This window comes from Paenibacillus borealis (assembly GCF_000758665.1).
Classification (GTDB): Bacteria; Bacillota; Bacilli; order Paenibacillales; family Paenibacillaceae; genus Paenibacillus_AQ; species Paenibacillus_AQ borealis.
Genome location: NZ_CP009285.1, coordinates 1,809,633 through 1,824,631, shown reverse-complemented (window position 1 = coordinate 1,824,631; position 14,999 = coordinate 1,809,633). Strand labels below are relative to the sequence as shown.

The 14,999-nt window shown below is 53.2% G+C and carries 10 protein-coding genes; 1 reads left to right on the top strand and 9 read right to left on the bottom strand.

Annotated elements, in window-relative coordinates; all coding sequences use genetic code 11:
- Window position 1: 1 nt before the first annotated feature.
- The 3 genes from PBOR_RS07800 to PBOR_RS35315 all read right to left on the bottom strand — a co-directional run bounded on the left by PBOR_RS07800 (window position 2) and on the right by PBOR_RS35315 (window position 6,958).
- Complete coding sequence (locus tag PBOR_RS07800; protein WP_245648077.1) at window positions 2-1,756, bottom strand: cache domain-containing sensor histidine kinase; 1,755 nt, start codon at window positions 1,754-1,756, stop codon at window positions 2-4.
- 71 nt (window positions 1,757-1,827) lie between these two features.
- Window positions 1,828-4,404, bottom strand: a complete 2,577-nt coding sequence (locus PBOR_RS35320; protein ID WP_052429372.1) for a glycoside hydrolase family 66 protein — start codon at window positions 4,402-4,404, stop codon at window positions 1,828-1,830.
- Window positions 4,376-6,958, bottom strand: a complete 2,583-nt coding sequence (locus PBOR_RS35315) for a glycoside hydrolase family 66 protein (protein WP_052429371.1) — start codon at window positions 6,956-6,958, stop codon at window positions 4,376-4,378. Before PBOR_RS35315 ends, PBOR_RS35320 begins: the two co-directional genes overlap by 29 nt.
- A gap of 446 nt (window positions 6,959-7,404) precedes the next feature.
- On the opposite strand from PBOR_RS35315, the gene PBOR_RS07790 reads away from it, so the two are divergent.
- Window positions 7,405-8,409, top strand: a complete 1,005-nt coding sequence (locus tag PBOR_RS07790) for a LacI family DNA-binding transcriptional regulator (protein WP_042211177.1) — start codon at window positions 7,405-7,407, stop codon at window positions 8,407-8,409.
- A gap of 94 nt (window positions 8,410-8,503) precedes the next feature.
- On the opposite strand, the gene PBOR_RS07785 is transcribed toward PBOR_RS07790, so the two are convergent.
- The 6 genes from PBOR_RS07785 to PBOR_RS07760 are packed head-to-tail and all read right to left on the bottom strand — an operon-like array spanning window position 8,504 to window position 14,996.
- Window positions 8,504-9,742 carry a M20 metallopeptidase family protein gene (locus tag PBOR_RS07785; RefSeq protein WP_052429370.1) on the bottom strand — a complete coding sequence of 413 codons (1,239 nt, stop codon included), beginning with the start codon at window positions 9,740-9,742 and terminating at the stop codon, window positions 8,504-8,506.
- 5 nt (window positions 9,743-9,747) lie between these two features.
- Complete coding sequence (locus tag PBOR_RS07780) at window positions 9,748-11,085, bottom strand: LLM class flavin-dependent oxidoreductase (protein ID WP_042211176.1); 1,338 nt, start codon at window positions 11,083-11,085, stop codon at window positions 9,748-9,750.
- Between the two features lie 29 nt (window positions 11,086-11,114).
- Window positions 11,115-11,606: a DinB family protein gene (locus tag PBOR_RS07775; protein WP_042211175.1), complete on the bottom strand. Its 492-nt coding sequence runs from the start codon at window positions 11,604-11,606 to the stop codon at window positions 11,115-11,117.
- Complete coding sequence (gene solA / locus PBOR_RS07770; RefSeq protein ID WP_081972338.1) at window positions 11,607-12,785, bottom strand: N-methyl-L-tryptophan oxidase; 1,179 nt, start codon at window positions 12,783-12,785, stop codon at window positions 11,607-11,609.
- The gene (locus PBOR_RS07765) at window positions 12,778-13,977 is read right to left on the bottom strand and encodes an amidohydrolase (RefSeq protein WP_042211174.1); all 1,200 of its coding nucleotides are present in this window, start codon (window positions 13,975-13,977) and stop codon (window positions 12,778-12,780) included. The genes solA and PBOR_RS07765 overlap by 8 nt, the downstream gene beginning before the upstream one ends.
- Window positions 13,974-14,996 carry an LLM class flavin-dependent oxidoreductase gene (locus PBOR_RS07760; protein ID WP_042211173.1) on the bottom strand — a complete coding sequence of 341 codons (1,023 nt, stop codon included), beginning with the start codon at window positions 14,994-14,996 and terminating at the stop codon, window positions 13,974-13,976. Before PBOR_RS07760 ends, PBOR_RS07765 begins: the two co-directional genes overlap by 4 nt.
- Window positions 14,997-14,999 lie beyond the last annotated feature (3 nt).

Here is a 14,999-nt window from a genome sequence, read left to right as displayed (position 1 = left end):
CTCATCGTTCTCCTTCTGTATATTCAATGGGCAGGCTAAGCCGCACACGGAATCCGGACGGCTGATTGCCGCTGAAGTTAATTCCGGCTCTCCCCTGATAGATCATCGCCAGCCTTTGCTTCACATTCCAGATCCCGATATGCCCTTCATCTGTGACCGGGTTGTAATCCGGCGAATTCAGCTCCTGCAGCTCCTCTGCGCTGCTGCCTTTTCCGTTATCCGAAATTTCAATGATCATGGTATCGGCCGCTTCTTCTGAGAGACCAGCCGAAATCTCCAGATGAAAAATCTCCTCCTTCAGACTTATGCCGTGAAGCATGGCATTTTCTACAAAGGGCTGTACGATCAAGGACGGTATGGAGGCAAGGCTAAGCTCTTCGGCTATGGTGATCTGGAACTCAAACGACTGCTGGTAGCGCATCTTTTGAATTTCCAGGTAATTGCGGAGATGTTCCAGCTCTTGGCCCAAAGTAATGCGGTTATCCTTGACCTGAAGCATAAAGCGGAAATACTGCACCAGATGCCGTACTGTCTTTTTGACCAATTCGAAACGTTTCAGATCGGCAAGCTGAAAAATAATATTGAGCGTATTCAGAAAGAAGTGCGGATTAATTTGCATTTGCAAATGTTTCATTTCTGCCTTTTGCGCATTAATCCGTTCCTCGTAGATATCAATTCTCAGATCTTGAATTTCCACAACCATGTTATTAAATGCTTGGTTCAGCGCCTGAAACTCCACCAGGTTAGAACCGGGAAGCTTGGTTTCCATGGCGCCGTTGCGGATCCGGTGGATGCCGCTCAGCAAATCCAGAATCGGACGGATGACCATACGGCGGAAATAATATAAGTAAACCAATAAAATGAGCAAGATGAAAAAGGGAAGTATATTAATAATCATTTGGAAGGTATTCAACCCCTGAAGCAGCTCGGAAGCGGGGATGACCACAGACAGATTGATTCCCAGGGCGGAGGACTGGCTGGACACCACAAACCACTTCAGGCTATCATGCGTAAAAGAAAAGGAAGAATTCAAATTCATCTTCTCACCCGGCAGCTTGAAATCGTAGCCCATGGATTCCGAAGGACTGGTTAAGATATTCCCTTGATTATCCACAATAAGCACATCACCGCCCGATTGCAGGTTCAGATTGTCCAGTGGTGAACGCATAGAGTCGATTCGGATCAGAGCGCCAATACAAGCGGTATTGCCCAGATTATTGCTGACTGTCCGGTTTAAATAGTACTCTCCGGCAATATTAACAATCGTCCATTTGTACTGAAGCGGCTCCAGATTATCTTCAGTTTGAACCTTTTCCGTAATCCACTCCCGCATCTGGTCCATATAATCCTCTGTAGTTCCTAATACGTTGGATAGTGTCAAGGTATCATTAACGCCGGAGTACAGATAGAACATGTCCACGCTATGGTAGTAGGCCTGGTAGGCTTGATTTCTCTGCATAATCCCCATCCGGGCAAAATAATATTCGGACTCTGTCAGCCCCGGCTGATTCAATTGAAGAAAATTCACATCATGATCGACAATATCGACCAGATTAATCGTAATGTCCTCCAGACTGCTCTCCATCATTTTAAGATTGGAGTTGACCAGATTCTGATAGGATCTGGATACCTGATCGAGCACAATTCCCTTGGCATAATATCCCCCGGCAAAAAGGACGGAGAGGAGCGGAATCGTTATCGCCGCAGACAGCTGAATCAGTCTTACACCCAGCGAATTTTTTCTGTTTTTCATCATGTATCCTTTCTACAACAGAACATAAGAAAGAGTCACCTCAGTGACCCTTATCCTATGACCTTATTTGCGGATTAATCTATCAAATGCTCTATGACCACTGCGGCTTCTGCCCGGGTTGCGCCGGATTCAGGTGCAAAGGTTCCATTCGCGTATCCGTTCATCAGACCCGCTGACTTCACCTGCTGAACTGCTGACTGTGCCCAGGCAGAGATCTCTTTGCTGTCCCTAAAGGTTAGGTTCACGTCTTCGGTCTGCTTAATGCTCCCATGGATGGCTGATGCTTTGGCAAGCATCACCGCCATCTCCTGGCGGGTTATCGCTTCGTCAGGTGCAAATCGCTTCCCGTTTCTTCCGTTCACCAGACCTGCCTGATAAGCAGCGGCAACATCACCGGCATACCAGCTATCCGCAGTTACATCCATAAATGGAGCCGGTCCTTCGGCTGTTAACCGAAGCGCTTTGACCATCAAGGCTGCATACTGCGCGCGGGTGATCTTCGCCGCTGGAACGAACGTGTTCTCTGTCATTCCGTTGATGATATGCTTCGCGGTCAAGCGGCGGACAGCCTTATATGCCCAATGCTCCGCAGGCACGTCAGCATATGTTTTGTCATACGCAAACACGGTATAACGGCTAAAGTGACTAAGCTCTGCTGTAATCTCCTGTTCAGCCGTGTTGGCTCTGCTGCCGGTATATTCCCATTTCTTCAGCGGCTCAATGAAAGCATAGATGCCCAGCAATTCATTCAGATCTCCTTGCTCCAGATCATCAACCTTTAAGGTAAGCTGCACCGGGCTTCTAAAGGAAACAAGCCTGGATAATCCTCCGTCTGCCGTCGTTACTGCGAATTCAAATTCATAGGTCGATCCAGCGGGAACCCAGGGCTTCACACCCGGAAGGAAAGCTGCCTGCGGCTCGATTCTGTTGAAGGTAATTTGAATTTGTGACTCGGCTGTTATTTTCCCTTTGTTCTCTTCCAGAAGCTGAAGAATATGATCATGGGTGAAATTCAGGCTGAAATGACTTCCTTGAAGCTGCAGCTTCTTCCCCTGCAACCCTTCCGCAACAGAGACAGGAAGCTGAATCCGGTTGTATTTATCCTCATTGACCGCAATTGTGATTGTCCCATCAACCGCCGGATTCAAATCCTTCGCCTGCAAAACTAGAACATCCCTTTCCGCCGCTGCCGGAGTAGGAGCAGGTGTAGGTGTAGGTGTGGCCGGGACCGCCACTGCACTTATATCTGCTCCTCCGGGAGCAGTAGTTGCCCTTTCCGGTGCAGGAGTTGCAGTTGCAGTCGGTGACGGGCTTGGAAGGCCCGGTTCATCATCACTGAAGATCGGCTGAACCAATGCTGTCCCCGGCGCCTTGTCGATATAAATCATTGTCCAATACTGCAGGGATGGCAGTTCAATCTGCAATTGTTCCCCATCCCAAATATACTTCAGCTCTTGTGACAGACCATGCCCTGCGTCAGGACTGGCGGCATAGACCTTCAGATCCGGTGCCTCCTTCTCGGTGATGCCGATATCGTAAGACACTTTCAAATGGTTAAGGACAGCTGGCTCATTGGCTGCATTTCTCCAGTTGTCATCATTGTTAAGCAGATTGATCAGATGCAGTACATCATACCGCTCAAAGCCTGTATTAGCCTCATTTTTCCTGACTGTTATCCAGAGCGTATTCTCCGTTCCGTCTTTGCTTGTTGCCAAATTGCCGCCGTCCGCTTCCACGGACACAACAGCAGCTGAATCGGCCTTGCTGCCGAACAGCAGGTTTTCATAGGCAGCATTAAATTTATAATATTCCTGCATGGATTCCTTGGTAGATTCCAGCATTTTTTTACTGCGGTTCGGATAATATTCATGGGCAAGCATGTTCGGGCCTTCCGACTGCTTCTCGGCGGTTCCCAGCTCAATATGGGTTGCACCCATCGATGCCAGCCCGGCATCCATCAGCCGCACGGACGGCTCGTTGAAATAGCCAGCCGTTACCCCGCGCAGCCGGACACTTCCGGCAATATCATCCGCTTCCATCTTCAATGTAACGGTATGGGTTCCCGCCTCCATGTGTGGAATAATCACGTATCCGTCCCCGCTGTACTTCTCACTGCTCTCTGTGCCATCCAATCCAATCTTCAAATCGTTGCCATGTTCATCCTTGGCGCGCACACCGTCGATATAGACCGAACGGGTGGTCATGCCGCCTGCATTGGAATAGGTGAAGATCAGGCTCTGTTCCCCCGATTGAGGGATGTTCACCGGATAGGTCACCTGCTCTCCGATTTCACCAAAGTTCAGCACGGTATCCTTGTAGAGAGAGAACGGTGATTCCGTATCCGTACTCTCGGCTTCATAGCTGCGTGTTACCGGGTCCGGATCACCGGATAATGCAACGTTCAGCTTATCCAGCCTGATTCCGCTGTCCTGCCCCTCCGGCATTTTGATGACTATGCGGTTTACGCCTTCCTCCATTGGAATGCCGCTCATTGCCGCTTCTCCCCATTCGGAGCCAGTGGTTGGTGCAAAGCTTACAGGAGTGCCCGCGCCATTGTTAATATACACACTGCGGCTGACGGTCGCTGCCCCCTGGGCATTATTTTGATAGACCCAGCCGAGATCATAGTTGCCTGATTGCGCTGTATTCACTGTAAAAAGCCAACCGGTCATTGACATTATTGAATTCGGAGGCATATCCGATGATAGGGACAACTCCGCCTGTTGGTTCAGCGTTGCCTGTACTGTATTCATACCCTCCGGCAATAATCCCGCCCACATTGATATATTGTCCGCTTGATTCCATTCGCAGCGTAACCTTATGATGTCCCGCCTGGACAGGAACAGATAATTCACGGGGCTGCATGGAGCCCTCCCAGCCGCCGGCTGTTTTAGCAAACGTGATATTCTGGGCATGTGGAGCTGGCTCACTATCCACCAGAACCGACATTACAGGATCATTATCACCATGATACAGGACCGTAATCGTGTCCAGCGGATGTTCTGCATATACATCGTAGGTAACAGTCTGTCCTGCCTGCCCGAAATTGTCTGTCTTGCTCTGGCTGTAATTCAGGCTGCTGGTCTGCGGAACATCCGCATACAGTGCATAGCTTCTCTGTGTGCCAACCGTCATATACCGGAGCTTAATACCCAGATCATTTGCAGACGCCCTTAGCGTTAGGGTATTATAGCCTGCGTTCAGATGAACCTTATGCAGATTGCCAAGCTCCGAGAATTTATCCCATGTCCCCGTGCCGGCAAACGAGACCTCTCCCTGAGGTACATCATTCACAAGCAGCTCACGTGTCACCTCCTGCCAATCCGAAGCGTAGCTGAATCCGAGCGGATATTCTCCTTCAACAGGGACATTTACATTGAATTTCACATAATCACCTGCGGTATCAAAATAATACACATTGCTGTATTGATCCACAATTACCGTATCCAGCTTGGCATCTGCCGCCTCGTAGCGCTCATTGATCCCCTGCCCTTGGACCTCCAGGCCCGCCAGATTGAGCCAAAGGCTGTTGGTATTCAGGGTAAGCTTGACGGAATTTTCACCTTCCTTTAACATTGCCGTTACTGCGGCTTGAGCTGTCGGGTTCCCCCACCCCGTATTGGCCTCAAAGGGAATTGCCGCTGCGGCAATCTCATCATTAACCATCAGCTTGCCTTCCGGAGAACCGGAGCCATTGCCCTGGCCATAATTCAGGACAAGCGTATACATTCCGTCTGCTGGAGCATTTACCGTAAACGTCACCGAATCCGTATCTTTGCGTCCAAAGTTGCCGACCCAGCCGTAAGCTTTGGCAATCCGCGATTGGTAATCCACGGTTACCGGAGCATCCTGTGCTTCCGTGCCTCGTGTCTGCAGACCTGTAGCCTCTTTGTAGTTCATATAACCGGCGATCACCATCGCCTTACCGCCATCCTTCTCCCGGGTATCTTCCACGACCTTTTGAATATCCCGGTAATTGTTTCGGTCCTGCCAAATCTCACTATAGTCAAAATCGGTTTTCGTACCCGGATCAGGTACAGCGCTGTATTCGGCATTGCCTCCCACCATATTGAACGTAACCTTGCTCTTTAAGGGATTATTTGCGAGCAATGAGTCCTTGACGGAATTAATGAACCGGGCATAATCCAGGGAATAATAACGTTTATTGCCGTTATAGTCATACAGGAAATTGTTATCATTGGCTCCCCACTGATCCAGGTGAATGCCGTCAAACCCGAATGTATTAATGGAACGCTCAAACTGTCTGGTGATATAGTCCTGCCAGAACCTGCTTCCCGGGTCTTGCAGGAACAGGGAGGTCGTCTTCCCGTTCACTTCGAAGGTATACCCGTTCTGGTCTTTCTGCGGATTGTTCAAATCAAGCTGGGCACTGTTATAGAGTCCCCACTCCGGACTGACGCCGAAGTCCTCATAGTTCTCACGCGCTGCATAATTCATCTGATAAGCCATAGCTGCGGAGCCGTATTTCTGTGCAGCCTCCACCTGCTGCTTAACGCTGAGCGGATACAGTGAACGCCCCAGCAGATCCGAATAGTGTGTATCCGCGTTAATGTCTTCATCAATGAAATTACCGTCTGCATCTGTGACCGGCTGTCCGTTCCCGTCGGTCTTGGAATACACCGAAACATCATGCCGCCACATCCAATCGTAGAACTGGTAGGCATTAATGTAGTAGTCCTGGGACAATTCTCGGAGCTTGGAGTCACTCTCCTCTGCCGTCTCCTGCGGAAAATCAGCGACATATCCGTATCTTGGGAATTTCGACCAATCGCTGGAAACCTCGATTGCTGCGGTCACATACTCCGATGGCGCATCTCCCTCTATCCACGCTTTCGCCGTGTAGCCGCGGAAGTCCTCAGCCGGAGGCGTCCACCCCACGGTTAGCTTGTTGCTCCCTTCCTGCAATACTGTCAGCGCTTTGTCGCCTTCAGCAACCAGAGTATTCAACTGATAAATTTGCAGATGCAGCTGGCCGCTCCAATCCGCAGATTGATCCAGGGTCATAATCAGCTCTGCGGCTTCACCCGGAGCGAATCGTGCCTTTGAGGGTACCTTTTTCAGTATTTTGGGATTCGCCGTCCCCATCGGCTCTGCCTGAGCTGTTCCTCTGCCGCCATAGCCTGTTGTACAAATTTGAACCAGCAGTAATAAACAGAGACAGATAACAGCTTGCTTCTTTAGCATACAGCATCTCCTTTATATCCATTTTGTTGAGCATACATATTGCTGAAAGACTGAATAAGGATGTTAGGTTTGGCAAAGGTATCGAAGGAATAATAGATTTCAAGGAATTCTATTTTCACGTAAACGTTTACTCAAATAGGCAAAGAGCATCCCTTTATTAAGACCCCCTCCTTCCCCCCAAAAAAATCTATTGTGTGAATTTATACGTTTACTCGAATGAAAGTTATGTATTTTTGCTTCCACAACCTTAAATTCGTATAACGTAAACGTTTACCATAAAAGTTATCCTGTTTATTTTTCCTTGTCAATGCTTATTTTTCGGAATTTTTAATTCGGTTGACAAAGAAAAAGCAAGGCCTTATATTTTCAGTAAGCGTTTACCTTTTTAACTTTAGAAATGAGAATGAGAATGTTAATTTACTGCTAAGCGGTAGGTAGGAGATTATATGAATCCCACAATCAAAGATGTTGCCCAAAAGGCGAACGTATCCATTGCCACCGTCTCACGGGTTCTGCATAACCTGGGCGGATATTCAGATAAAACGAAGCAAAAGGTAGATCAGACCATCAAAGAGCTTAAATATCAGCCGAACGCTATCGCCCGCGGACTGATTAACAAGCGTACCCAAACCATCGGCGTATTATTTCCTGATGTGTCGAGCACCTTCTCCTCTGATCTGCTCCACGGAATCGACGAATTCGTCCATGACCGCAATTATAGTGTGATGGTCTGCAATACCGATCAGGACGGTAAACGTACGCTGAAGTATCTGCAGCTTCTGCGCGAGAAGCAGGTTGACGGGATTATTTTTTCCAGTGAAGTGCTCAAGCAAGAGTATTATGACATGCTGGAGAGCATGAAGGTTCCAGTGGTACTGGTCTCTTCCCAAACGGATTATGCCAATGTCCCTTATGTGAAGGTTGATGATTATCAGGCGGCCTATGACGCTGTCGATTATCTGATCACCAAAGGCCACTGCAGCATCAGTATGATCAGCGGAACCAAGGGCGATCCCATCGCCGGAACTCCGCGGGTTGAAGGATACCGCAAAGCGCTGGAAGCACACGGCATTCCCTTTGCGAGCCGTTACCTCGTATACGGAGACTTTTCATACGAAAGCGGCTGCAGAGCCATGGAAGCCATATTACGGAGAACGCCTGAGATTACTGCTGTCTTCGCTGCCAGTGACGAGATGGCGATTGGTGCCCTCTCGGTAGTTACGAAGCATGGAATGAATGTCCCTGAAGATATCTCCATCATGGGATACGACGATCTCCGGTTAGCCCGGATGGTTAATCCGCCATTGACTACCGTGCGTCAGCCGCTATATGACATTGGAATGATCGCTTCCGAGAAGCTGATCAGTATGATTGAAACGGGAGAGCCTGCGGAGAGTCAAATCTGTACCCACTCCATTGTGGAAAGACAAACCGTCCGGGCAATTACCTGAACAAGGACGCTTAACTATTCTTACTGAACAATAAAAGGTTGTTCCCGGTGCCTTTATTGGCCGAGGAACAACCTTTTTCTGTACTATTTCTGCTTTAAAAGTCCTGTGCAGCAAGCCTCACCAATACTCTGGCGCCATGTACCAGCACGGCCTCATCAATGTTGAACAGGGGCTGGTGGAGCGCATGCGTAATTCCCTGTCCCGCATTGCCGCAGCCGATAAAGGCAAACGCTCCAGGCACCTGATCGAGATACCAGCCGAAATCCTCCCCGGCCAGGCTCGGCTGCTCCAACAGATACGCCTGCTCATCTCCCAGCACCTTGCGCGCTGCCGCAAGCATCTGCTGAACTGCGAAGGCATCGTTCACCACAGCGATACCTTCGCGCAGCTCCAGGCTGCTGCTGCCGCCATAGGCTTCAGCAATTGCTGCCGCGTGACGCTTCAGCCCTTCCGTAATCCGGCTGACGGTTGATTTCGAGAAAGCCCTGAAGGTGCCGGTCAGCTCACTGTGCTCAGCAATGACATTGATCGCCGTACCGGCCCGCAATGTCCCGAAGGCCAGCACCGCTGCTTCCGACGGATTAATCCCATTGGCCATCAGCCCGTTGGCTTCGGCCACAAACCGTGCTGCCATCTGGATAGCGTCGACCGCTTCATGCGGCGCGCTGTGATGTCCGGCGGTGCCCCGGAACTTCACGGTGAAATGGCTGGAGGCAGCCATGGCATACCGGGGATGTATACCCAGCGTTCCAACGGCAAGCTCCGGCATCACATGCAGCCCATAACACTGATCCACTCCCTCCAGGATGCCGTCCTCGATCATATCTCTGCCGCCGGAGAGGAGGCGGCCATCCAGCGGACTGCGGCTTGCGCCTTCCTCCGCCGGCTGAAAGACGAAGATCACCGTGCCGCTCAGCTGATGGCGGAATGCCGCCAGCGTCCGGGCGGCGCCCAGCAGCATTGCCGTATGGGCATCATGTCCGCAGGCATGCATTACGCCGGGATTCCTGGACTTATAGTCCAGCTCATTCAGCTCACTAATCGGCAGCGCGTCCATATCCGCCCGCAGCAGAATCACCGGCCCGCTCCCTGCCGTTCCCCGGAGCGTCCCGGTAACTCCCATCCCGAAATGCCGGCCCACATTCCGCCGCACCTCAATTCCCCATGACTCCAGCAGAGCGGCAACCTTGCCTGAAGTACGGGCAACATCGTAGAGCAGCTCCGGGTGGCTGTGCAGATCACGGCGGATCGCAATCAGCTCCGCCTCCAGTTCACCGGCATACTTCATCATGGCTTCAATATCCGGTTCCGGATTCACTGCACTGTACCGCATTTCTGTCACACCTGCCCTGCCGGTTCGGAAGCCTTAGTATAACGGTTCTCTGGAATAGGCAGACCGAGATTCCCCCGCAGCGTATCGCTTTCGTATTCGGTACGGAACAGTCCGCGTTCCTGTAGAATCGGAACGACCAGATCTACGAATTCCTCCAGACCATTTGGTACAGCTGCCGCCAGCATGAAGCCGTCCGCTGCACCGGCCTCGAACCAGGCCTGAATCTGATCGGCCACCTGCTCCGGAGTTCCGATGAAGCTGCTGCGCGGTGTTGCAGACTGCAAGGCCACCTGCCGCAGGGTTAAGCCCTGTTCCCTGGCATCCTTTTTGATTTTGTCCGTGCCGCTCTGGAAGCTGTTCCGGCCCAGATCACCGACATCCGGGAAAGGCTCATCCAGCGGATACTGCGAGAAATCATGATGCTCGAAGAAGCGGCCCAGATAGTTCAGCGCATTCTCGATCGTCACCAGACCGGCAACCTCCTGGTATTTGCGTTCCGCTTCCTCAGGGGTAGCTCCCAGAATCGGTGCTATTCCAGGGAAGATCAGCACTTCTTCGGGATTGCGCCCGAATGAAGCTACGCGGGTTTTCACATCCTTATAGAATTCCTGAGCGGACTCCAGCGTGTCATGACCCGTGAAGACAGCATCCGCTACGCCTGATGCATAATCTTTGCCGACCTCTGAGGACCCTGCCTGGAAAATAACCGGCTGCCCCTGCTTCGAGCGGGCGATATTGAGCGGTCCCTTTACAGAGAAGAATTCACCCTGGTGATCGAGCGTGTGCACTTTCTCCGGATCGAAGAAGACGCCTGTCTCCTTATTGCGGACAAACGCATCATCCTCCCAGGAATCCCACAGCCCGCGCGCTACCTCCAGATATTCAGCAGCGATACGGTACCGTTTGCCATGGTCCGGATGCTCCTTCTTGCTGTAATTGAGCGCAGAGCCTTCGAGCGGTGAGGTCACCACATTCCAGCCGGCCCGCCCCCCGCTGATGACATCCAGTGAGCCGAATTGCCGGGCCACAGTAAACGGTTCACTGTAGGAGGTGGACAAGGTTCCCACTAGACCAATGCGGCTGCTGACCGCTGCCAGTGCACTAAGAATCGTCAGCGGCTCGAATCGGTTGAGGAAATGAGGGATCGATTTCTCGTTGATGAACAGACCATCTGCAATGAAGATCAGATCCAGCTTGCCTTCCTCTGCTTTGCGCACCCATTCCTTGTATAACTCAAAATTCACACTGGCATCAGGCTTCGCATCGGGATGTCGCCACATGGAGGTGCTTCCTCCAACACCGTGCAGCAGTGCTCCCAGCTTCAATTGTCTCGGTTTAGTCATGTTCATTCCTCCTCAAGATTGTGTATTAATTACAGAGCGGCTTGCTGTGCAGAGAGTACGGCCTGCGCTCCCCGCTTAATCCGCTCGATCTGGGCCAGATGGGTCTGCACATGGGCGGTGAAGCTGCGGACGATATCGGCAATCCTCACCGTTTCCCCCTTAAAGTTAATCCCGCTTTTCTCCCAATCACCGGCACTCAGCCTTCCGAGCAGAAGACTATTGTATTGCAGCAGGCTGCGGAACAGCTCCAGGCTGTCTGCGGCGTTCCCCTGATTACTGTGCTGTCCGCTGACCCAGGCATCCTGATTGAACGCCGGGAGCTGCACCTTCGTATCTGCCAGAATATCACGGATACGGAAAGAGACCACGATGCTGTGGTCAGCCAAATGTGCCAGTACCTCGGTTACACTCCAGCTGGACGGTTCTGCCTTCCACTTCAGCTGCTCATCGGATAAGCCTTCCAGCGCCTGCACCAGTTGACCGTGCGTATTCAAATAGTCCGTCAGCTCCACACTGCTCATTTAGATTCCCTCCAATGTAAGTTTCGATGGTGGCTGGTCAGGCCCGGTATTGAAGCGTGACAGCGCAAACGGCGCAATATTCTGCCTCGTATTTCCCTGCACAGCCAAATCTGCGAGGATCTCTCCGACTACACTGGAGAACTTGAAGCCATGCCCCGAGAAGCCTCCAGCCAGCAGCACATTGCTGTAGACCGGGTGGCGGTCAATAATGAAATCCTCATCCGGCGTATGCTCATATTTACAGACGGAGCCTTTAAGCAGCTTCCCTGCTGCGCCAGGCATATAAGCCTCCAGCACGCGGCGGAGGTCGCCTTCATCGCTCTCCAGACTGCCGAACGGTTTCAGCGGTTCGCCAGGCTTCCATTCCTCGCCAGTGTCATGACGGCCGATCTTCAGTCCCGACCCGCCAATACCGGGGAAGCCGTAGAACCCGCCTTCTTCAGCACCCAGCGTGAAGCCGGGGAACTTCCCGGCCTCGAAATCCGGCGTACTCCCAAACCAGCCTACTACCTTGCGGATGGCCTTAATCGGCAGGCTGACAAAGGGCGACAATGAACTAAACCAGGCGCCGGCGCTGAGAACAGCAGCCGCTCCATGATACTCACCGTTCTTCGTGTGAACGGTGACACTGCCTTCGCGGGCCGTCACATTCAGCACGGGTGTATTCGTCAGCAGCTCCGCACCATGAGCCAGCGCAAGCTGCCGGTAGGCTGTTACGCACCGCTCGCTGTAGAGGTAACCCGCATCCGGCTCATACATCGCCTCGAAGGATTCCGGGAGCTTCAGCGCCGGCCAGCGGCGGAGGATCTCCTCCGCATCCAGCTGCTCGGCCCGGACCTTCCGCTTCTGCGCTTCCGCTAGGCGGCCGGCGAAGGAATACACGCCGCTGTCTGCCAGATTGAGCACGCCCGAAGGAACAAGCAGCTCCGTCCCGCTCTCCGCTTCTGCCTCTTCCCATAGCACCTGGGCACGAAGCGCCAGGTCAATATAGGCCGGATCTCCGCTGTAGGCATGCCGGATCAGCCGGGTCTCCCCGTGATGGCTTCCTTCGGTATGCGGCGGATCAAAGGCATCGATCAGCAGCGTCCTCACGCCGCGCCGGGCCAGATGATAGCCTGCACTCATGCCCATCGAGCCTGCGCCGACAATAATTACATCATATACGGGATGGTCAGCTATGATCCGCACCCCCTTCAGCCGAGAGATGCTCAAGTACACGTACCGCCAGATCGCTGAAGAACGCTGCTCCCACAGGCAAGGCCGCTTCGTCCAGATCGAACGCCGGATGATGCCATTCCCGGCTTCCGGCCGTGCCGGTGAAGACAAATAAACCGGGAACCGCCTGCTGGTAGAAGGCGAAATCCTCCCCGGCCGGTGAGGGCACCGGCTTCACGGAGGTATAGCCCAGGTTCGCAGCCGTTTCTTCTCCCAGCCGGGCCAGCAGCGCATCATTGATAACCGGCGGCGGTCCGCCAATCCAGCGCACGCTGGCCTCGGCACCCAAGGCGGCTGCAACGCCTGCTACTACCTCTTCAAACCGTTTCAGCACCGTGCCGCGCACCGTTTCATCGAAAGAGCGGATCGTCCCTTCCAGCACCGCTGTTTCCGGAATGATATTCCACGAGTTCCCGCTGTGAATCTGCGTAACGCTGATGACGGCACTGTTCAGGCTGCTCACATTCCGGCTGACGATGGATTGCAGCGCCGTAACGATATGCGAGGCCGCCACTATAGGGTCTATACCGGCCTCCGGCACTGCCGCATGGGTTCCGAACCCGCGGACCTCCGCTATGAAACCGTCAGCGGCAGCCATCAGCGGCCCTTCCTTAATGCCGAATGTTCCTACCGGCAGATCTGGCTTATTATGCATCCCGATGACCGCGCGGACATTCTCCAGCCCTCCGGCAGCGATGATCTGCTGCGCGCCTTTGGCCTTCTCCTCGGCAGGCTGGAACAATAAGCGCACGGTTCCTTTCAGGCGGCTCTCCTGCTCCTTCAGCTGATAAACCGCCCCCAGCAGCGCCGCGGTATGAAAGTCATGCCCGCAGGCATGCATTCTGCCGTGATGCAGCGAGGCATAAGGCAGCCCGGTTTCTTCCTGAATCGGCAGTGCATCAATATCGGCCCGAAGGGCAATCACCGGACCGTCCTGCAAGCCGCCGATCTCGGCAATCACTCCGGTCTTCAGCCCGTAATCCACTATCTTCACGCCCGCCTGCTTGAGCAGTGAGGTTATATATTCGCTAGTTTCATATTCTTCATTAGATAGTTCAGGATGCCGGTGCAGATGACGGCGGATCTGGGCCAATCTATCTTTCCATGCTAGTTCATGTACTGCCTGTGCAGCGGATTCTGCGGCTTCGCTTGTCATGATGAGGCCTCCGCCGGCACTTCAGCCAGCGCCTCACTCAGCAGCTCGAAAGAACGCAGACGCTTATCGAAGGGCTGCACGTTGGTTGTGACGATGAACTCCTCTACGCCGGAGGCCTCCGCCAACGCCAGCAGCTGTTCGCGGACCGATTCCTTCGTTCCTTTCGTAACCTCAGGCTCCCGTTCTTCCAGGGTGTAAGGCTCCGTGCTCTGCCGCGTGAACTCCTCTGCCTGCTCACGGGTGGCTACTGTCAGCTTCTTCCCGCTGGCCAGCTGAATGCGGATCAGCTTATGCGCTCCGCCCAGCTCTTTGGCCTCCTCTTCCGTATCGGCCACAATTACAGCCAGTGCGATGATCACCTGCGGCTCTTTGCCGCTGCTTGTATTGAAGCCGCTGCGGTAAGCACGCACCGCTTCCAGGGCCACGGCCTGATCGCCGCCGATGAACAAAGAGAATACATACGGCAGCCCCAGCTCTGCTGCGATTTCGGCACTGGCGACACTGGCCCCCAGTACATACAGCTGCGGCGGAGTTCCGGGCAGCGGGCCAGCCTTCAGCCCGGCGAGCGGATGATCCTCCTCCAGCCGGTTATGTACATATTTCTCCAGCTGTATGATTTTATCGGTCAACGAAGGGGCTTCGCCGTCTCCCTGCTGCAGCGCCTGCGTACTGCGCGGCAGCCCGCCTGGAGCGCGCCCGACGCCCAGGTCTACACGGCCCGGCGCCAGCGAAGCCAGCACGTTGAAGTTCTCCGCAACCTTATACGGGCTGTAATGCTGAAGCATTATTCCGCCGGAGCCGATCCGGATCTTCTCCGTCTTAGCCAGCAGATGCGCGATCAGCACCTCCGGGGAAGAACCGGCCACCTGCTCGGAATCATGATGCTCGGATACCCAGAACCGGCGGAAGCCGAGACGCTCCGACAGCTGCGCCAGCTGGACCGTATGCTGGAAGGCCTCTTCCGGCGTCTCCCCGGGATAAATCGGACTTTGGTCCAATACGCTGATTGTAATTGCCATAGT